This window comes from Myroides sp. (assembly GCF_032073645.1).
Classification (GTDB): Bacteria; Bacteroidota; Bacteroidia; order Flavobacteriales; family Flavobacteriaceae; genus Flavobacterium; species Flavobacterium odoratimimum.
In genome coordinates, this window is sequence record NZ_DAMANB010000001.1 from 296,688 (window position 1) to 315,553 (window position 18,866).

At 33.7% G+C, this 18,866-nt stretch carries 17 protein-coding genes and 2 tRNA genes; 4 read left to right on the plus strand and 15 right to left on the minus strand.

Annotation, left to right across the window (positions count from 1 at the left end):
* Position 1: 1 nt before the first annotated feature.
* The 7 genes from RT228_RS01405 to RT228_RS01435 all read right to left on the minus strand — a co-directional run bounded on the left by RT228_RS01405 (position 2) and on the right by RT228_RS01435 (position 8,582).
* Positions 2-460, minus strand: coding sequence for a FixH family protein (locus RT228_RS01405; protein WP_006257099.1), 459 nt, complete (start codon positions 458-460; stop codon positions 2-4).
* A gap of 18 nt (positions 461-478) precedes the next feature.
* Positions 479-1,912 carry a cytochrome c oxidase accessory protein CcoG gene (gene ccoG / locus RT228_RS01410; RefSeq protein ID WP_006257100.1) on the minus strand — a complete coding sequence of 478 codons (1,434 nt, stop codon included), beginning with the start codon at positions 1,910-1,912 and terminating at the stop codon, positions 479-481.
* 608 nt (positions 1,913-2,520) lie between these two features.
* Positions 2,521-3,498 carry a cbb3-type cytochrome c oxidase N-terminal domain-containing protein gene (locus RT228_RS01415; protein ID WP_006257101.1) on the minus strand — a complete coding sequence of 326 codons (978 nt, stop codon included), beginning with the start codon at positions 3,496-3,498 and terminating at the stop codon, positions 2,521-2,523.
* Positions 3,495-3,701 carry a CcoQ/FixQ family Cbb3-type cytochrome c oxidase assembly chaperone gene (locus RT228_RS01420; protein WP_006257102.1) on the minus strand — a complete coding sequence of 69 codons (207 nt, stop codon included), beginning with the start codon at positions 3,699-3,701 and terminating at the stop codon, positions 3,495-3,497. Before RT228_RS01420 ends, RT228_RS01415 begins: the two co-directional genes overlap by 4 nt.
* Positions 3,702-3,721: 20 nt before the next feature.
* A complete protein-coding gene (gene ccoN, locus RT228_RS01425; protein ID WP_006257103.1) occupies positions 3,722-5,902 on the minus strand; it encodes a cytochrome-c oxidase, cbb3-type subunit I in 2,181 nt (726 codons plus the stop codon).
* A 6-nt stretch (positions 5,903-5,908) separates the two neighbouring features.
* A complete protein-coding gene (gene ccoS / locus RT228_RS01430) occupies positions 5,909-6,115 on the minus strand; it encodes a cbb3-type cytochrome oxidase assembly protein CcoS (RefSeq protein WP_006257104.1) in 207 nt (68 codons plus the stop codon).
* 76 nt (positions 6,116-6,191) lie between these two features.
* Positions 6,192-8,582: a heavy metal translocating P-type ATPase gene (locus tag RT228_RS01435; RefSeq protein ID WP_006257105.1), complete on the minus strand. Its 2,391-nt coding sequence runs from the start codon at positions 8,580-8,582 to the stop codon at positions 6,192-6,194.
* Positions 8,583-8,699: 117 nt separating this feature from the next.
* Between RT228_RS01435 and RT228_RS01440 the strand changes: the two genes are divergently transcribed.
* From RT228_RS01440 to RT228_RS01455, 4 genes are all read left to right on the plus strand, one after another.
* Positions 8,700-9,383: a Crp/Fnr family transcriptional regulator gene (locus RT228_RS01440; protein ID WP_006257106.1), complete on the plus strand. Its 684-nt coding sequence runs from the start codon at positions 8,700-8,702 to the stop codon at positions 9,381-9,383.
* A gap of 85 nt (positions 9,384-9,468) precedes the next feature.
* Entirely contained in the window at positions 9,469-10,491 is a 1,023-nt protein-coding gene (locus RT228_RS01445) for a DHH family phosphoesterase (RefSeq protein ID WP_006257108.1), read from the plus strand.
* Entirely contained in the window at positions 10,484-11,035 is a 552-nt protein-coding gene (gene gldI, locus RT228_RS01450; RefSeq protein ID WP_006257109.1) for a gliding motility-associated peptidyl-prolyl isomerase GldI, read from the plus strand. Before RT228_RS01445 ends, gldI begins: the two co-directional genes overlap by 8 nt.
* Before the next feature lie 6 nt (positions 11,036-11,041).
* A complete protein-coding gene (locus tag RT228_RS01455) occupies positions 11,042-12,121 on the plus strand; it encodes a peptidylprolyl isomerase (RefSeq protein WP_006262988.1) in 1,080 nt (359 codons plus the stop codon).
* A gap of 208 nt (positions 12,122-12,329) precedes the next feature.
* Here the strand turns inward: RT228_RS01455 and secA are convergent, their stop codons facing one another.
* The 8 genes from secA to RT228_RS01495 form a co-directional block, all read right to left on the minus strand.
* A complete protein-coding gene (gene secA, locus RT228_RS01460) occupies positions 12,330-15,431 on the minus strand; it encodes a preprotein translocase subunit SecA (RefSeq protein WP_006257111.1) in 3,102 nt (1,033 codons plus the stop codon).
* Between the two features lie 90 nt (positions 15,432-15,521).
* On the minus strand, positions 15,522-15,743 hold the full coding sequence (locus RT228_RS01465) for a DUF2795 domain-containing protein (protein ID WP_002986941.1): 222 nt from the start codon (positions 15,741-15,743) through the stop codon (positions 15,522-15,524).
* Positions 15,744-15,877: 134 nt separating this feature from the next.
* Positions 15,878-16,453: a cob(I)yrinic acid a,c-diamide adenosyltransferase gene (locus RT228_RS01470; RefSeq protein WP_006257112.1), complete on the minus strand. Its 576-nt coding sequence runs from the start codon at positions 16,451-16,453 to the stop codon at positions 15,878-15,880.
* Positions 16,454-16,610: 157 nt separating this feature from the next.
* Positions 16,611-17,300 carry an ABC transporter ATP-binding protein gene (locus tag RT228_RS01475; RefSeq protein ID WP_006257113.1) on the minus strand — a complete coding sequence of 230 codons (690 nt, stop codon included), beginning with the start codon at positions 17,298-17,300 and terminating at the stop codon, positions 16,611-16,613.
* Positions 17,301-17,420: 120 nt separating this feature from the next.
* Entirely contained in the window at positions 17,421-17,909 is a 489-nt protein-coding gene (locus RT228_RS01480) for a hypothetical protein (protein WP_006257114.1), read from the minus strand.
* A gap of 72 nt (positions 17,910-17,981) precedes the next feature.
* Positions 17,982-18,055: transfer RNA gene (locus tag RT228_RS01485), tRNA-Arg, on the minus strand.
* Between the two features lie 52 nt (positions 18,056-18,107).
* A tRNA-Arg gene (locus RT228_RS01490) sits at positions 18,108-18,181 on the minus strand.
* 286 nt (positions 18,182-18,467) lie between these two features.
* Positions 18,468-18,797, minus strand: coding sequence for a hypothetical protein (locus RT228_RS01495; protein ID WP_006257115.1), 330 nt, complete (start codon positions 18,795-18,797; stop codon positions 18,468-18,470).
* Positions 18,798-18,866: the final 69 nt, after the last annotated feature.

Consider the following 18,866-nt stretch of genomic DNA (forward strand, 5'->3'; position numbering starts at 1 on the left):
GTTAATCTTTTTTTACAGTTAAACTTTGTTTATTTCTGTAATCTGATCCATTATAAGACCATTCTACTGCAATATCCCAACGACCGTCTACCAGCGTATTGTTAGGTATGAGCAAATTGGAAGAAGACAGTGATATAGGCATATCAAAGTCTAATTTCTGGTTAGACGGTCTGTATAGGAATATTTTTCCTGTAATATTTTTTGCGTCAAAATCTGAAGGAAACACAATCGATATATCTCCTGCTTTAGTAGACTCAATAGATACCGGAGTAGCAAGCTTCAATGCAGCTACTTCTCTATCGTGTTTACCATCTACTTCTATTTCTTGTTGATAATAATTCTCAGTAACTAACTCATTATCATATTTACTATCAATCTGTACTCTAATAACATATTGCAAAATGAAGACCATAAAAATCCCCATAGCAATAACAATACCTGTTCCAAAATTAAATTTCATACCTAACAAATTTTAATATTAATCCAATGTTCTAGGGCCTAAGAAGTTTGTTGAAGTTGTCTGAATCAACTTATCTCCTTCATACACCTCTATTTTAACTTTTGTACGATGACTTTCTAATAAGAACTGTGGAACATCAATAAACATAGTTCCTTCTGCATATCCTTCTTTAACCACTTTTATAATTGGGTTCCCTACTAAAGTAATAATTCCTGTTTCTGGAGAAGATAACTTAAAGGTTACATTCTCGAAATCCTTCATCGTTTTATTAACTACCTTAAAGGTATAAACGTTTCTAATATTCTCCTTATCATCTACGGTGACATGGGTATACGTTTGACCTGCCACACGAAGCACAGTAGCTTCAATATCTGTTCTTAAGAACAATAACCCTACCAGAATAGTCATTAGGATACAAAGAACAGCTACATAACCTTTCTGACGCAAACTAAATTTAAACTTAGTACCTTCTGATATTTCTGATTCTGATGCATAACGTATCAAACCAGTAGGTAAACCAACACTCTCCATCATGTGATCACACTCATCAATACAAGCTGTACAGTTCACACACTCTAACTGAGTACCATTACGAATATCAATACCTGTTGGACATACATTTACACATTGCTTACAGTCGATACAATCTCCTATACCTTCTGCAGTTCTATCAACTCCTTTTTTAAACTTAGCTCTACCATTTGTCGCTTCACCACGCACGTGGTCATAAGCTACAATAATAGATTTATTGTCTAATAAAACTCCTTGTAATCTACCATAAGGACAAGCAATAACACATACTTGCTCTCTAAACCATGTAAATACAAAGTAGAAAGCTCCAGTAAATATTATTAATCCAATAAAACGCCCCATGTGATCTGCTGGTCCGTCTTTCATCATTTGAAGAACGACATCACTTCCAATAATATAAGCTAAGAAAACATTAGCAATCAAAAAGGAAATAACAAAAAATATAAACCACTTTAAAACTCTCTTTCTTATTTTCTCAGATGTCCATGGTTGTTTATCTAAACGCATTTGAGCTCCTCTATCTCCATCAATCCAATATTCAATACGTCTAAAAACCATTTCCATAAAAATCGTTTGAGGGCAAATCCAACCACAAAATATACGACCAAATGAAACTGTAAATAGGGTAACAAAAACTACACCAATAATCATAGATATTACTACAAGATAAAAATCCTGTGGCCAGAAAGGAAAACCAAAAATATTAAACTTTCTATCTATTACGTTAAACAATAAAAACTGGTTTCCATTTATCTTAATAAATGGCGCAGCAAAAAGAAACAAGATAAGAGCGTAACTTACGATCTTACGTTTATTATAAAAAGGGCCCGAAGGTTTTTTAGGATAGATCCAAGCTCTTTTACCATCTTTGTCAATTGTACCTATGGAGTCACGGAAACTCTCATCATGTATTGTAGCCATAGTAAAATGTTTTTCAATGAGTAATAAAGTAATAAACTACTTATACTCTATTCTTATTATGTTAGTTTATAATAGTGCCTAAGCACAAGTTTTTGACAGATAATCTGTCAGAAATCTTCTAATTATTGTCGCCTAAAAGATTCCTTATTCTCTTAATCTGAAATATACCTAACTGTTCCGCTTTCCCTAACCAAAGTAAAAAACACAAACAATCATATTCGTTTATTAAAAAGATAAGATTTACTTCTCATCTACTGTTATATCAACATCTATATATATAAATCCTAAAACAGTATAATCGCTTCTAAATACCTTATATTTTAAACAGTTTAACTCTACCAAGTCCTCGTTTAACAACTAAATAAAACCTTGACAGACATAAACTTTTTTTATACTAGAAAGGTACGAAAAAAGCTCTCAATATGCATTGTATTTATGATAATAATACTATAGATAATGTCTTTATTAACACCAATAAACGAAATAAGTCAACACCTCTTGATCAATAGAAAATATTTGGTATAAAAGAGGGCTAAATTGTCAACCTTAGCCCTCTATTCTTTTTACCAGTCTATACTAATAATACAGTTAGTATAGACTATATTATTTTAATTCTTTACTTCAACAGTTTCTGCATCTACAGCAACCTCTTCAGAAGCTTCTTCTTTTGCACCTTCTTCTGAAGCATCTCCTCCAGTCAATTCTGCTTTAGACCATACAATATCTCCTTCTGGAGCTTTAGCCTCTGCTGGAACTGTACCATTAAGAGAAATAACATAAGAAGCTAACTTTTCTATTTCAGATGGTTTGAAATTTGACTTCCAAGGCACCATTCCTTTACCAGGACGTCCACCTTCAGAAATTGTATTGAAGACATTTTTCATACCTCCACCTAATATCCAGTGGTCGTCAGTTAAGTTAGGTCCGATAGATCCCCCACCATCATTCTTATGACATACAGCACAATTTGTATCAAAAAGTGCCTTACCAGCAGCTAACACAGTTGGATCATCAGAGAATACTGCTTGATCAGCTGTTAACATATCAGGAGCATTTTTCTTGTACTCCTCAACTTGTTCTTTAGCAGCAATCATTTCTTTTTCAAACTCAGCAACTTGATTATCTGCATCAAATACGTGATATCTCAACATATAGATTACAGCAAAAATTGCAGTCACATAGAAAAGTCCAACCCACCATGGTGGTAAATCATTATCTAACTCTTTAATTCCATCATAATCATGATCCATCATGATATCGCCTTCTTGCTCAATTGTTTTAGTATTAGTCAATTTCTGCATTAAGCGTTTTACCCAAGGGGCATCTCTTAATGGGCGACTAGCTTCTTTTTGTTTTAGAGCTCTCTCTTCAGGAGTCATTAAGCGATCCAAAATCTTGTTTGTTGCAGATGCTACAATTTCAACAGCAATCAATGCGAACAAGAATAAACCTAATAATATTAGAACAACGGGATGTTCTACAAAAGCCGGTTTATCACTATCCCCCCCTACTAACCATTCTATCGCTAAAAAGAAAATAGCAAATAGAAGAGGAACTCTTACATATACTGGAAAAAACTTTTTCATAATTTTCGTGAATTACTATCAACATTGTGCTCTTCATCATCCATGAATGGCATATTGCTCAATTCTTCTATTGTGTCTTTCTTATAAGTAGCAACCCACACGAAAAGTCCAACAAAGAATGTAAAGAAAATAATAAGTGATATAATAGGGAATATCTCCACTCCACCTATTGTTTCCATATTATGTTTAATGAATTTTAGCATATTGATTCATTTTTAAAATATTATTCTTCTACCTTTTTAATGTCGGTACCTAAACGTTGTAGATAAGCAATCACTGCTACAATCTCACGATCACTCATAGGTATAAACTCTTCACCTTTTGCTTGTGCACGTTTTTTACTATCCTCATATGACTTCACATAATCAGGATCACCTTCTAAGTTCTTAGCAATCTCTTCAGACTGTGCTTTTATAGAAGCCTTCGCGTTAGCAATATCCTCATCTGTATATGGAACTCCTAAAGTTCTCATTACACTCATTTTAGTTTCTATATCTGAGTAATCTGCATTTTTATTAGCAAATAACCATTTATATCCAGGCATGATTGAATTAGGAGATGTTGACTGAGGGTCATACATGTGGTTATAATGCCAACTATCAGAATATTTACCTCCTACTCTAAATAAATCTGGACCTGTTCTCTTAGAACCCCATAAGAATGGGTGATCATAAACATATTCCCCTGATTTTGAGTACTCACCATATCTTTCAACTTCTGAACGGAAAGGACGAATCATTTGTGAGTGACACCCCACACATCCTTCTCTAATATAAAGGTCACGACCTTCTAACTCTAGAGGAGTATATGGTTTAACACTTGTAATAGTAGGAATATTTGACTTCACAAATATTGTAGGAACAATCTGTACCAATCCTCCAATTAAGATAGCTACTGTAGTTAAGATCGTAAACTGAATAGGTCTTCTCTCTAAATGAGTATGCCATCCTTCTCCTTTTAATCTACCAGCAGAAATTCTTTGTAATGCAGGTGCTTCAGCTAATTCATCTTGAACTGGTTGACCAGCTTTTACAGTTTTATAGATATTGTAAATCAATACTAATACCCCTGCTAAATACAATGTTCCTCCAATAGCACGCATTGCATACATTGGCATAATAGCTGTAACTGTTTCTAAGAAGTTACCATATTTTAAAGTTCCATCAGGGTTAAAGTCTTTCCACATTAAGTGTTGAGAGAAACCTGCCACATATAATGGAATAGTATATAAGATAATACCTAATGTACCAATCCAGAAGTGGAAGTTAGCAGCAGCTTTAGAATAAAGCTCTGTTTTAACCATTCTAGGAATTAACCAGTACACCATACCGAATGTCATGAATCCGTTCCAAGCTAATGCTCCAACGTGTACGTGAGCTACGATCCAGTCAGTATAGTGAGCAATAGCGTTTACATTTTTAAGAGATAACATTGGTCCTTCAAAAGTAGCCATACCGTATCCTGTAATACCTACTACGAAGAATTTTAATACTGGATCAACTCTTACTTTATCCCAAACTCCACGAAGAGTTAAAAGACCGTTGATCATACCTCCCCAAGATGGTGCAATTAACATTACTGAGAACACAACTCCTAAGTTTTGAGCCCATTCTGGTAATGCTGAATACAATAAGTGGTGAGGACCTGCCCAGATGTATAAGAAAATTAAAGACCAGAAGTGAATGATAGATAGTCTATAAGAATAAACTGGTCTATTCGCTGCTTTTGGTAAATAATAATACATTAAACCTAAGAAAGGTGTAGTTAAGAAGAATGCCACCGCATTATGTCCATACCACCACTGCACTAATGCGTCTTGTACCCCTGCGTACACAGAGTAAGATTTAAATGCACTTACAGGTAACTCTAATGAGTTAAAGATATGTAATACAGCTACAGTAACAAAAGTCGCTAAGTAGAACCAAATTGCAACATAAATATGACGCTCTCTTCTTTTGATAATCGTCATAATCATATTAACACCGAATGTCACCCAAATCACTGCAATCGCGATGTCTATAGGCCATTCTAATTCAGCGTACTCTTTTGATGTTGTAAATCCTAATGGTAAGGTAATTACAGCACCAATTAAAATTAATTGCCATCCGTAAAAGTGAAGATTACTTAAAAAGTCACTGTACATTCTGGCTTTACATAACCTTTGTAAAGAATAGTATATTCCTCCGAAAATTGCGTTACCAACGAACGCAAAAATCACAGCATTAGTATGCAATGGACGCAATCTCCCGAAACTCAACCAAGATATTCCATCTGTTAAGTTAGGAAATATAAACATCACTGCTAAAACTAATCCTACAAGCATCCCGACAGCTCCAAAAAATATTGAAGCATAAAGAAATTTCTTTACAATTTTGTTGTCATAATAAAATTGTTGCACTTCCATAGTTGTTTATATTTGATTTTCTTTTTGTTTATTATCTGTTTTTTTGTCTTTCTTCTCTTTTGAAGTAACTTTTACTTCGTCATCAAAAAGCATACGCACTGAAGGGGTATACGCGTCATCAAACTGACCGCTTTTTACTGACCGTATAAATAAGTATAGAAATATACCAGCTACTACTACACTGATACTAATTAAGAAATATATAACACTCATACCTAATATTTACTTGTCAAAATTAACATTATCTGATGCCTTAAAACATGATAACTATCATATTTAGCTTTTTATCTTAATCTTTCTTTATAATCTTCTTTGCAAAGTAATTACTCATGATCGTTACAAAGCTGATTATAGAAACAGTGCTTATGGGCATTAATATAGCCGCTACCAATGGAGACATTTTATTCATTATAGAAACCGTTATACCAATCACATTATAGCTTAAAGCTAAGATATAACTTAATTTGATAATTTTAACAGATTTCTTTGAATAATTTAAGAATGACTTTAAGCTTTTAAACATCTTAGCATCTAGTATGGCATCACTTGCTGGAGTAAACACATTAACATTCTCAGAAACAGACACTCCTACATTACTTTGAGCTAATGCTCCTGCATCATTTAATCCATCTCCAACCATCATTACATTCCCCCCATTTTCTTGCAATCTTTTGACATATTCTAATTTCTCTTCTGGCTTCTGATTAAAAACCAACGAAGTAGAACTAGGAAGCAACTTTTCTAACACTTCTTTCTCACCATCATTATCTCCTGAAAGAATAGCTAATTTATATCCGATATTTGTTAAATTATCAAACAATTCTGTAACGCCTTCTCTATAGTGGTTAGCAAATACAAACTTCCCTTTATACTCCCCATTAATTTGGATATGAACTGATGTTTCATTTAACACTTGTTCACTTTGAATCCCTAACAAACTAGGAGATCCTATTAGATAACTATTTTTGTTTATCGTACCCAACAGTCCTTTTCCTGGTATTTCTTCAAATAACTCAGGTTTGACAACCACCTTTGTAGACAAAAAGTTATACAGTTTTCTACTCAAGGGATGATTAGATGCTCTAATAATATTTCTAATATCGCCTTGTTCTTCTTTAGATAACTCCTCTCCGACATACTGTATAGTTGAACTTGCATTAGTAGTAATAGTACCTGTCTTATCAAAAACAATAGTATTCACCTTTGCCATTTGTTCTACGACAGTAACATTTTTTAAATAGAACTTATTTCTACCATAAATACGGATAGCATTACCTAAAGTGAATGGAGCAGTCAAAGCTAAGGCACAAGGACAAGCAACGATTAGAATAGCTGTAAACACATTAAAAGCGGCATTGATATCCACAAAAGCCCAACCTATAAAAGCAGATATAGAAATCAGCAATAATACAGGGGTAAAATAATGACTAATCGTATCCGTAATAGTTTTATACTTAATATCCACTTTTTTCTGGAAGACATCATTACTCCATAACTGAGTTAGATAACTTTGAGAAACAGTATTCACTGCCTCTATCTCAATAACGTCTCCCACTTGTTTTCCTCCTGCAAAAACTTTATCTCCTGATTTCTTTTCTACAGGAACAGCTTCACCTGTTACAAAACTATAGTCAATAAAAGCTGATTCTGAAATCAATATTGAATCCACAGGTACTAGTTCTTGGTTACGGATCAGAAGACGATCCCCTTTTACAACCTCATAGACTTGAATAGGTTCTTCTACTCCATCCTCTCCAATTTTAGTAATCGCAATAGGAAAATAGGATTTATAATCTCTTTCAAAAGATAGGAAGTTATAAGTACGTTGTTGAAACAGTTTTCCTAACAACATAAAGAAGACTAACATAGTCATACTATCAAAAAAACCTGGGCCTAAATCAAATATAATATCTATCGTACTTCGAATAAACATCACTATAATTCCTAAAGACATAGGAATGTCTATGGTATAATTTTTTGTTTTAATCCCTTTCCAAGCAGCCAAGTGGTAAGGAGAAGCAGAATAAAAAAATACGGGTAAAGAAATAAGTAATATAAGCCATCTAAAAAAATCCTTATATTCTCTCATCCAGATATCATCAATATTAAAATACTCTGGGAAAGAAAGCATCATAACATTTCCAAAACTAAAAAATGCTATCCCTATTTTATAAATTAAACTTCTATCTATAGCCTGAGGCTTATCTTCATAATTTTTTAAACTTATATAAGGTTCGTAACCTATCTTCGTTAGTAGAAGAACTAACTCTTTTAAAGATACCTTTTCAGAATTAAATGTAATTGTTGCTTTCTTTTCAGGGAAATTAACCAATACTCGAATCACACCGTCATTTAGTCTGTGCAGATTCTCTAATATCCAGATACAAGAACTACAGTGAATATGTGGGATATATAAAGAAACAATATTAGTTGCTCCTTCATTGAACTCTAGGAGTTTGTTAATAATTTCTGTTTTCTCTAAAAAATCATATTTACCATTTGCTTCTTCTGGAGTAGCCCCTGGAGTAGTCTCCATATCATAATAACAGCTTAAATCATTATCGCTAAAAATCTCATAAACTGTCTTACACCCATTACAGCAAAATTCTTTATCATCGAAGTCAATGCGGTTAAAGGTTGTCACCTCATTACCACAGTGATAACACTTATTTTTATCCATAATTTATTGCTCATTTTACCTATACCAAAGGTCTACGTTTAATAATGGAGAATATATGACATTTATCATAAAAAATCACTATCTTTGTAGAGTTATTTTAACAAAAACTACTTGGTCATGGGCAGATGTGAACAGTGTATTATTAGAGAATTTAGTTCTCTAAAAGCATTAACTAGAGAAGAGCTTTTAACAATATCTGAAACTAAAACTCACTTTATCGTAAAGAAAGGGGAAACCATCTTCAGTGAAGGTGATAACCTTAATGGTGTATTTTGTATCAAGGACGGTTTTTGTAAATTAACAAAACTCAACTCTAATGGTAAAGACACAATTGTTAAGCTTGCTAAGAATGGAGACCTTCTAGGACAACGCTCTATCATTAATGAAGAGACATCTAATCTTACTGCAACAGCGATTGAAGATATGCAAATCTGTTTTATTCCTAAGAAAGAAATGATGGAATACTTCACAGATAACAATAAATTCTCTTTACTTGTAACAAGAGACATCTGTAACCACTTAAAAGATGCAGACAAAGGCTTAGCTGATCACACTCACAAGACAGTTAAAGAGCGTCTTGCTATTATACTTCTAAAACTTGAGGAAGTAGGTGGTATTAATCCAGAAAATAATGCACTGAATATCCAATTATCAAGAGAAGATCTTGCTAATATGGTCGGTACTGCCACAGAAAGCTGTATTCGCTTATTATCAGAGCTTAAAAAGGACGGTATAATAGAATTATCTGGTAAAAAGATTATTCTAAAAGACAAAAACGAACTAAAAGCATTAGCTCAATAATATCATTCATTCTTTAACGTAACTTTTTATCATTTAAACTTAGATATCATTATTTAATATTCTTAAAATAATGTATTTTCGCAACATGATGAATGAAAAATATATAGAGCAACTACAATCTATTTTAAGCTCGCCAAAAAAGATAAGTATTATCCCTCATAGAAATCCTGATGGTGACGCCATTGGCTCTACATTAGGGTTGTACCATATTTTAAAAGCATTAGGACATGACGCATATATTATATCTCCTAATGATTTTCCACACTTCCTTGCCTGGATGCCAGCTAGTGAAAACATTATCATCTTTGATAAAAAAAGAGAATTAGCTAATCAGATTCTTTCTTCTAGTGACTATATCTTCACTTTAGACTTTAATATTCTATTAAGAACAGGGGAGGATATGGAAAAAGTTCTTGAAAAGATGACTGCTCCATTTGTAATGATAGACCACCACCAAATGCCCGGTGACTATGCTACATTAACCTTCTCTAATCCAGAGTTTGGGTCTACATGCGAACTTCTATACACTATTATACAAGCATTAAAACTAACTCATTTAGTTGATAAAGATGCTGCTACATGTATATACACAGGTATTGTAACTGACTCAGGTTCTTTTAGGTTCCCTAAAACAAATGCCAACACTCACCGTGTTGTAGCAGAATTGATAGACAAAGGAATAGACAACCCTGCTATACACAATGCTTTATTTGACAACAGTAATTACAACAGATTACAATTATTAGGTAAAGCACTCCAAAACATGGTAATATTACCTGAATACAATACATCATATATATATCTGACTGATAAAGAACTTAACGAGTTCCAACATCAAAAAGGAGACACAGAAGGTTTTGTTAACTACGGATTATCAATTAAAGGGATTGACCTAACCTTTTTCTTTATTGAAAGAAAAGATGAAGGCATTGTAAAAATATCACTAAGATCACAAGGCAATATGGACGTGAACCAACTAGCACGTAAATATTTCGAAGGTGGAGGGCATGTAAATGCCGCAGGTGGTAAATCTACACTATCTTTAGAAGATACAATAACTCGATTTACAGACATCATTAAAAAGCATAAAAAAGAATTCTATGTATAAATCTATTCAGTTTCTAAGTATAGCATTATTTGCTGTTTTTGCTACTAGTTGTAATCAAGATAAAGAAGCAAGAAAACCGATATCAAAGTCAAAAGAAAGCATTATACAAAGCTCTGCTTTGAAAAATATGGATATGGTTAAAAGTGAAGAAGAACTCATAAGCCAATACATAGAAACAGATAAAGATAATACATATATCAATTCTAAAAACGGTTTTTGGTACAGCTATCAAGAACGAAAAATACATGACTCTATCAGACCTTCAGAAGGTAATACTGTCATGTACACTTATGAAATAAGCACTTTACAAGACAGTTTATTATATTCTTCTAATGACATCGGAGTACTATCTTATATAGTTGATAAAGAAGACATCCTTCCTATATTAAGACACTCTATCAAGCTCATGAAGAAAAATGAGTCTATCAAAGTACTTAGCCCTTCTATATTAGCATACAGCTATCTAGGCGACAGAAACAAAATAGGTAAAAATCAACCATTAATATTCACTATAGATTTAAAATCAATAGAAAAAAGTAACTAAAATAATATGAAAAAAATGACAAGTTTAATTCTAAGTATTGTAGCATTAGCTGCTTCTTGTACTTCAGCTAAGACAGATTTACCTGATGGTTTATATGCTGATATCAAAACATCAAAAGGTAATATCGTTGTTGAACTAGAATATGAGAAAGCACCAGTAACAGTTGCTAACTTCGTTTCATTAGCAGAAGGTAATAACCCTTTTGTGGACAAACAATATAAAGACAAACCTTATTTTGATGGTATCGCCTTTCACAGAGTAGAACCTAATTTTGTTATACAAGGTGGAGACCCTACAGGTACAGGTTCTGGTGGACCAGGATATGTATTTAAAGACGAATTTGACCCAAGTTTAAAACATGATAAAGCAGGTACTTTATCTATGGCAAACAGCGGTCCTTTTACAAACGGAAGTCAATTCTTTATTACACATAAAGCTACTCCACATTTAGATGGAATGCATTCAGTTTTTGGATATACTGTAAAAGGTCTTGATATAGTTAATGCTATCACTCAAGGAGACAAAATGGAGTCTGTAAAAATCATTAGAGTAGGAAAAGAAGCTAAAAAATTCAACGCAGTCAAAGTGTTTAAAAAATACTTTGAAGACGCTGACAAAGCTAAAAAAGATCAAGCAGACAAAGTAGAAGGTGCCCAAAAAGAATACGCTACTAAATTCGCAGAATTAAAAGCAAAAGCTACTAAAACACACTCAGGTCTATCTTACGTTATCATTAATGAAGGAGAAGGTAAAAAACCTAATATCGGGCAAGATGTAATGATTGACTACGCAGGATTCTTTGAAAACGGACTTATGTTTGATTCAAGTAATGAAGAATTATCTAAGCTATTCGGTACTTTTGATCAAAGAAGAGCTAACGCTAACCAATACATCCCTATCCCTTTTAAATATGGTACTAAAACAGGTTTAATACCAGGTTTTATTGAAGGAATAGAGCAAATGAAAATAGGAGACAAAGCGATTATCTTTATCCCTTCTCATTTAGCTTATGGAGAACGTGGAGTTGGTCCTATCCCTCCTAACACTGATTTAGTTTTCCAATTAGAAATGACTACTGAAAAGTAATATTCCGAGATATTTAAAATTACAAAAAGGATTGACGTACGTCAATCCTTTTTTATTTCCACATACCAGAGCACTCCTTATTTACTCATTTAGCACTGTATAAAACCATTTAATATTCCTAACTACAAAATCTATAGAAACAAAAAAAGACGTGGTTAAAACACGTCTTTTTTATTTCATATATCATCTTATTATGACATATCTATTTTTAAGCTTCAGATACCTCTTCTGCTGGTTGTTCTTGTTGTGGCAAATCTGCTCTAGTCAAGAATGTCATTACCTCTGAATCAATCTCGAAAATAGTCTTTCTAAATAACTCAAATGCTTCGAATTTATAGATCAACAATGGATCTTTTTGCTCATGTACAGCTAACTGTACAGATTGCTTTAATTCATCCATTTTTCTTAAATGCTTCTTCCATGCCTCATCTAGAATAGTCAAAGTAATGTTTTTCTCAAAATCATTAATTAATGACATTCCTTCTGTTGCATAAGCTTCTTCTAAGTTAGTTACGATATTAATCGTTTTAACACCATCTGTAAAAGGAACTACAATACGCTCAAACTGACCTGCATTGTTCTCATAAACATTTTTGATCACTTTAAATGCTTCTGCTGCACTACGTTTACATTTATCTGCATAAGCATTATAAACGATATCGTATTGCTTATTAGCGATAGCAACTACATCACCTTTTGCAAACTCTTCTTCACTAACCACATTGTTCGTACCGAAATTACGGATAATATCAAATTCGTAATTTTTATAGTCACTAGCTAATTTGTTAGTCTCTACAATACGCTCACATAGGTCATACATCATATTCGCGATATCCACTTTAAGACGCTCTCCGAATAAGGCATGCTTTCTACGTTTATAGATTACTTCACGTTGTGCATTCATCACGTCATCATATTCTAATAAACGCTTACGAATACCGAAGTTATTCTCTTCTACTTTTTTCTGAGCTCTTTCGATAGACTTTGTCATCATAGAGTGTTGGATTACTTCTCCATCCTCTAATCCCATTCTGTCCATTAATTTAGCTACACGATCAGATCCGAATAGACGCATTAAGTTATCCTCTAGTGACACATAGAACTGTGAACTACCTGGATCCCCTTGACGACCTGCACGACCTCTTAACTGACGGTCTACACGACGAGAGTCATGGCGCTCAGTACCGATGATAGCAAGACCTCCTAAGTCTTTTACTTCTTGAGAAAGCTTAATATCTGTACCACGACCTGCCATGTTTGTAGCAATAGTTACGATACCTGATTGTCCTGCTTCTTCTACGATTTGAGCCTCTTGTTTATGTAATTTAGCATTCAACACATTGTGTCTAATACCACGCATTTTCAATGATCTACTTAATAACTCAGAAATCTCAACTGATGTTGTACCGATCAATACTGGACGTCCAGCATTTGATAACTCTACCACATCCTCGATTACTGCTTTAAATTTCTCACGTACTGAACGATAAATCTTATCTTCTTTGTCATGACGAGCGATACCTCTATTCGTAGGAATCTCTACAACGTCTAATTTATAAATCTGTAAGAACTCACCTGCTTCTGTAATCGCCGTACCAGTCATACCTCCTAGTTTGTTATACATACGGAAGTAGTTCTGTAATGTAATTGTAGCAAATGTTTGAGTAGCTGCTTCAATTTTCACATTCTCTTTAGCCTCGATAGCTTGGTGTAATCCATCTGAGTAACGACGACCATCCATGATACGTCCCGTTTGCTCATCTACGATCATAATTTTGTTATCCATTACTACATATTCAGTATCTTTTTCGAATAGAGTATAAGCTTTTAATAACTGGCTTAAAGTGTGGATACGCTCACTTTTCACTCCGAAGTCTTGGAACAATACTTCTTTTGCTTCAGCCTCTTCATCCTTAGATAGATTCTGTGCTTCTATCTTAGCGATTTCAACACCAATATCTGGAAGTACGAAGAAGTTTTGATCTGTATCTTTTGATAAGAATTGAATACCTAAATCAGTTAACTGTACTTGATTATTCTTTTCTTCGATCACGAAGTATAACGCCTCATCTACTTTATGCATTTCTCTATTGTTGTCCTGCATATAGTGGTTCTCAGTTTTTTGAAGTAATTGTTTTACTCCTTCTTCACTTAAGAACTTAATTAACGCTTTATTCTTAGGTAAACTTCTATATGCTCTAAACAATAAGAATCCACCTTCTTTAGTATTTCCTTCACGAATTAATTTTTTAGCTTCTGCTAAGAATCCATTAGCTAGCTTTCTTTGCATCTCTACTAAGTTAGCTACTTCTGGTTTTAATTCATTAAATTCATGACGATCTCCTTGTGGTACAGGTCCAGAAATAATCAATGGCGTTCTAGCATCATCAATTAATACAGAATCCACCTCATCCACGATTGCAAAGTTGTGTTTTCTCTGTACTAATTCTTCTGGCGTATGTGCCATATTATCACGTAGGTAGTCAAAACCGAATTCGTTATTTGTACCGTATGTAATATCCGCAGCATAAGCCGCTTTTCTACCTGGAGAGTTTGGTTGGTGATTATCAATACAATCAACAGTCATTCCGTGGAACTCAAACAATGGAGCTTTCCACTGACTATCACGTTTTGCTAAGTAGTCATTCACTGTTACTAAGTGAACTCCATTTCCTGTTAATGCATTTAAGTACAATGGTGAAGTTGCTACTAACGTTTTCCCTTCCCCTGTATGCATCTCAGCAATTTTACCTTGGTGTAATACGATTCCCCCGATTAACTGTACATCGTAGTGGATCATATCCCAAGTAACTTGTTTTCCTGCAGCAGACCATGTATTCGCCCAATGTGCCTTATCATCTACGATAGTCACATAAGGTTTAGTCTCTGCGAAGATTCTATCTTGTTCTGTTGCAGTAACGATTACTGTTTCATTTTCTTTGAATCGACGAGCTGTTTCTTTTACTACAGCGAATGCTTCTGGTAGAATATCCAATAGCAATTTCTCAGAGTTGTTATAAGCCTCTTTTTCTAAGCTATCAATGCTAGCGTAGATAGACTCTCTCTTATCGATATCTTGCGTTTTCTCAATTTCTTCTTTATAAGAAGCGATTTTAGCATCTTGATCTGCTCTAGATTGCTGTATCTTTTCTTTGAAGTAAATTGTTTTCGCTCTTAGTTCATCGTTTGAAAGGCTAGATAAAGCTCCTTCATACGTTTTTATTTTCTCAATTAAAGGCTTGATGTCTTTGATATCTCTTTCTGATTTATCTCCAACAAACACCTTTAATATGCTGTTTATGATACTCATAAATTTATGTGGTTTATTTTTTTATTACTGTCAAATCGTAAAATTAAATAAAAAAAAAGCCTTTTTAGAGGCTTTTTTCTTATCTATATCTTAATACTCATCCTCGTTCCAAAGGTAATCTTCGTCAGTCGGATAGTCTGGCCATATCTCTTCCATTGATTCATAGATTTCTCCCTCATCTTCTATAGATTGAAGGTTTTCTACTACCTCTAGAGGAGCACCTGTTCTAATTGCATAATCAATAAGCTCATCTTTCGTCGCAGGCCATGGAGCATCACTTAGGTAAGATGCTAATTCTAATGTCCAATACATCTCTATTCGTTTTAAATTTTTAATGCAAAAATAATTTTTATTATGAAATTATCAAGCTTTTTTTTATTTATTTCAGCTGTTTTCAAGAACGTAGCTTTTTAAAATCTACAGATTTTAAGAAAAATAACACTTTTTTAGTCTTCTTTTCTTGGAATCCATTTCACTTCTTCAGCCTGTAAATCAAAAGTCAACTTTCGTGCCAACACAAAAAGATAGTCAGAAAGTCGGTTTAAATACTTCAAAACTGACTCGTCTACAGGCTCTGACTCATTCAGACTCACTGACAAACGCTCTGCTCTACGACAAACACATCTTGCGATATGACAATATGACACAGTAGTATGTCCACCTGGCAAAACGAAATGAGTCATCTGTGGTAATGAATCTTCCATACGGTCAATTTCATTTTCTAATAGCTCTATATCAGCCACACTTATTTTTGGAATATTTAGTCTTTCTTTTCCATTTTTCAAAATTGCTTTCTCTGGATCAGTAGCTAATATAGCTCCTACAGTGAATAATCTATCCTGAATCTCTATCAATACTTTTTTATACAAGGGATTTATCTCTTGATCGCGAATTAAACCGATATATGAATTCAATTCATCTACCGTACCATAACTTTCTATTCTGATGTGATGTTTTGGCACACGTGTACCACCAAATAATGCTGTTGTTCCCTTATCTCCAGTTTTTGTATATACTTTCATAATATTGTTCTTGGTTTAATTAACTCACAAAGTACAACAAAAAAAGAAATGTCTAAAGCTTATTCTCTAACGAAATCTCTATTATTTCTAATCAAAGATCTATTGATATAAGATAAACCTTAATAACACATAAAAATAACTTTCTAAGAACTACGATCTACTTAATACGTTCATCACTCTCTATCACTCCATCTCTAAGTCTGATGATGCGATGTGCATGTGCAGCTATATCTTCTTCATGTGTTACTAGTATAACCGTATTTCCATTCGCATGTATTTCATCGAATAGACTCATAATCTCAACAGAAGTCTTAGTATCTAAATTTCCTGTTGGTTCATCAGCTAATATAATAGCTGGTTTATTTACTAGAGCACGAGCTACAGCTACACGTTGCCTCTGCCCTCCTGAGAGTTGATTAGGATGGTGATCTATACGATCACTTAATCCCACCTGATCTAACACTTCTTTTGCACGAGCATTGCGTTCTGCTTTAGAGTTACCTGCATACACCATAGGTAATGCCACATTATCTAACGCAGTCGTTCTAGGCAATAAATTAAAAGTCTGGAATACAAAACCAATATGCTTATTACGAATCTCTGCTAATTGATCATCTTTTAGAGCACTAACATCTTTACCATCTAAGTAATAACTACCGGAAGTAGGCGTATCTAAGCATCCTAAGATATTCATCAAGGTAGACTTACCGCTTCCTGAAGGTCCCATTAGAGCAACATAATCTCCTTTTGCTATTTCTAAATTCACACCTTTCAGCACATATACTGTTTCAGATCCCAATTTAAAATCGCGTTTAATATCTTTTACTTGAATAATATGAGTAGACATAATAGATAGTTTAGTTATGCTTTTAGTTCATTATCTTTTCTAATAATCCGAAAGACTCTTCTAAGATAAATAAATTACTAGAAATAATACATCTACTTACTAACTATCTAACAGAACAAATTACATACGTAGAATAAAATGTTGTTTTAATTGTTCTGATCTAATAAATGCTACACCGTAATAATAGAAATCGATCGTAGCACTGAAGCGCTCATCTAACACGATCTGCTCCCAGAAAGCCTCTATCTCTTCTCGCCCTTCTCTTCTATCAATCACAAGGACGCTATCATTATGCATACGAGTACATACATCAGTTATAGCAATATCGTTCACACTAGACATATAGATCATATCTACTGCATCAGAAGATTCTTTTAATGATTTAACACAAGCCACCTCCACAGAGAGTGTCCCATGTACGGCGAGAGACTGAGGCTGATAGTAATTTAGCATGCGTAGTATAAAAACATCTTTCTTTGCCATCCCTCTCCATCTGCTATCTTTAGGATATAATCCTTTAGTCAATAAATTAAATATAAATGGAGAATGCACCCCATGTTCATTACTTGACTTCCACCAATATCTAAAATAGTTTTCTTTCTTAGCCATCGCATTATAGTAAAGATTCTTCTACAAAAATACATATAAATAAAAAAAGCTTCTCGAATGAGAAGCTTTTAGTGACCGCGGCAGGATTCAAACCTGCAACCTTCTGAGCCGTAATCAGATGCGCTATTCAGTTGCGCCACGCGGCCATTATTCTTTTATTTATTTCTATCACAGTCTTGATTTGAATCAAGACTTTAGTGACCACGGCAGGATTCAAACCTGCAACCTTCTGAGCCGTAATCAGATGCGCTATTCAGTTGCGCCACGTGGCCTATTGCTTAATTGCGAGTGCAAATATAGGACGATATTCCGTAAATACAAACTCAGCAATCAAAAAATATCAATTAATTTTTACCTCTATTTTTTAACTTTCTTACTATTAATCGTTTAATGATCTAAAAAAAAGTAATTTTAACATCTCTTTTATTTGACCTTTTCTACTAAAACATTAGCTTCTTTCATTTCTCAGGTAATATTTATTTGAATCTATAAGAGAAAAACGCGTCAAAAGTGAGTCTATATCTAACACCACAGACAGTATTAGTGACAACAAAAACTTTAAAAATCTCCTTTAGAGGGAAAATAGTGCAAGAATAATATCGCTGTAATAACGAAAATCATCAAAACAAAATAGAATGGATTACCTGTAAAAAGACCACAGACCAAAAATAACACAGTTGCTACAACTCCTATAAATAAGAAGTCAAAACTCTTTTTATCGATTAAATCATCGTCCCATTCCTCTTCTTCCTCTCTCAACAATTCCTCTTGTTCCCGTTTATACTGAAGATATTCTTCCTTGGTATTAAAACGCTTAATAGAGAAAAACCTTCTAACGATAAAATAGGCTAGTATAGCTACTACTATAAATATTGTTAGTTCATACATAATCTTCTTCTTTTACACCCTATACTCTGACAAAAAACAACTAGATAAAAACCGATACAGCATTCTACT

Bases quoted from the DNA above. Each gene is read 5' to 3' on its own strand.
- RT228_RS01405 (WP_006257099.1), bottom strand. From the start codon at position 460: ATGAAATTTAATTTTGGAACAGGTATTGTTATTGCTATGGGGATTTTT.
- RT228_RS01495 (WP_006257115.1), bottom strand. From the start codon at position 18,797: ATGTATGAACTAACAATATTTATAGTAGTAGCTATACTAGCCTATTTT.
- RT228_RS01465 (WP_002986941.1), bottom strand. From the start codon at position 15,743: ATGTATTGGACATTAGAATTAGCATCTTACCTAAGTGATGCTCCATGG.
- ccoS (WP_006257104.1), bottom strand. From the start codon at position 6,115: ATGAGTGTTATATATTTCTTAATTAGTATCAGTGTAGTAGTAGCTGGT.
- RT228_RS01420 (WP_006257102.1), bottom strand. From the start codon at position 3,701: ATGCTAAAATTCATTAAACATAATATGGAAACAATAGGTGGAGTGGAG.
- RT228_RS01470 (WP_006257112.1), bottom strand. From the start codon at position 16,453: ATGAAAGTATATACAAAAACTGGAGATAAGGGAACAACAGCATTATTT.
- RT228_RS01415 (WP_006257101.1), bottom strand. From the start codon at position 3,498: ATGAAAAAGTTTTTTCCAGTATATGTAAGAGTTCCTCTTCTATTTGCT.
- RT228_RS01455 (WP_006262988.1), top strand. From the start codon at position 11,042: ATGAAAAAAATGACAAGTTTAATTCTAAGTATTGTAGCATTAGCTGCT.
- RT228_RS01480 (WP_006257114.1), bottom strand. From the start codon at position 17,909: ATGGCTAAGAAAGAAAACTATTTTAGATATTGGTGGAAGTCAAGTAAT.
- RT228_RS01445 (WP_006257108.1), top strand. From the start codon at position 9,469: ATGATGAATGAAAAATATATAGAGCAACTACAATCTATTTTAAGCTCG.
- secA (WP_006257111.1), bottom strand. From the start codon at position 15,431: ATGAGTATCATAAACAGCATATTAAAGGTGTTTGTTGGAGATAAATCA.
- ccoG (WP_006257100.1), bottom strand. From the start codon at position 1,912: ATGGCTACAATACATGATGAGAGTTTCCGTGACTCCATAGGTACAATT.
- RT228_RS01435 (WP_006257105.1), bottom strand. From the start codon at position 8,582: ATGGATAAAAATAAGTGTTATCACTGTGGTAATGAGGTGACAACCTTT.
- RT228_RS01475 (WP_006257113.1), bottom strand. From the start codon at position 17,300: ATGTCTACTCATATTATTCAAGTAAAAGATATTAAACGCGATTTTAAA.
- gldI (WP_006257109.1), top strand. From the start codon at position 10,484: ATGTATAAATCTATTCAGTTTCTAAGTATAGCATTATTTGCTGTTTTT.
- RT228_RS01440 (WP_006257106.1), top strand. From the start codon at position 8,700: ATGGGCAGATGTGAACAGTGTATTATTAGAGAATTTAGTTCTCTAAAA.
- ccoN (WP_006257103.1), bottom strand. From the start codon at position 5,902: ATGGAAGTGCAACAATTTTATTATGACAACAAAATTGTAAAGAAATTT.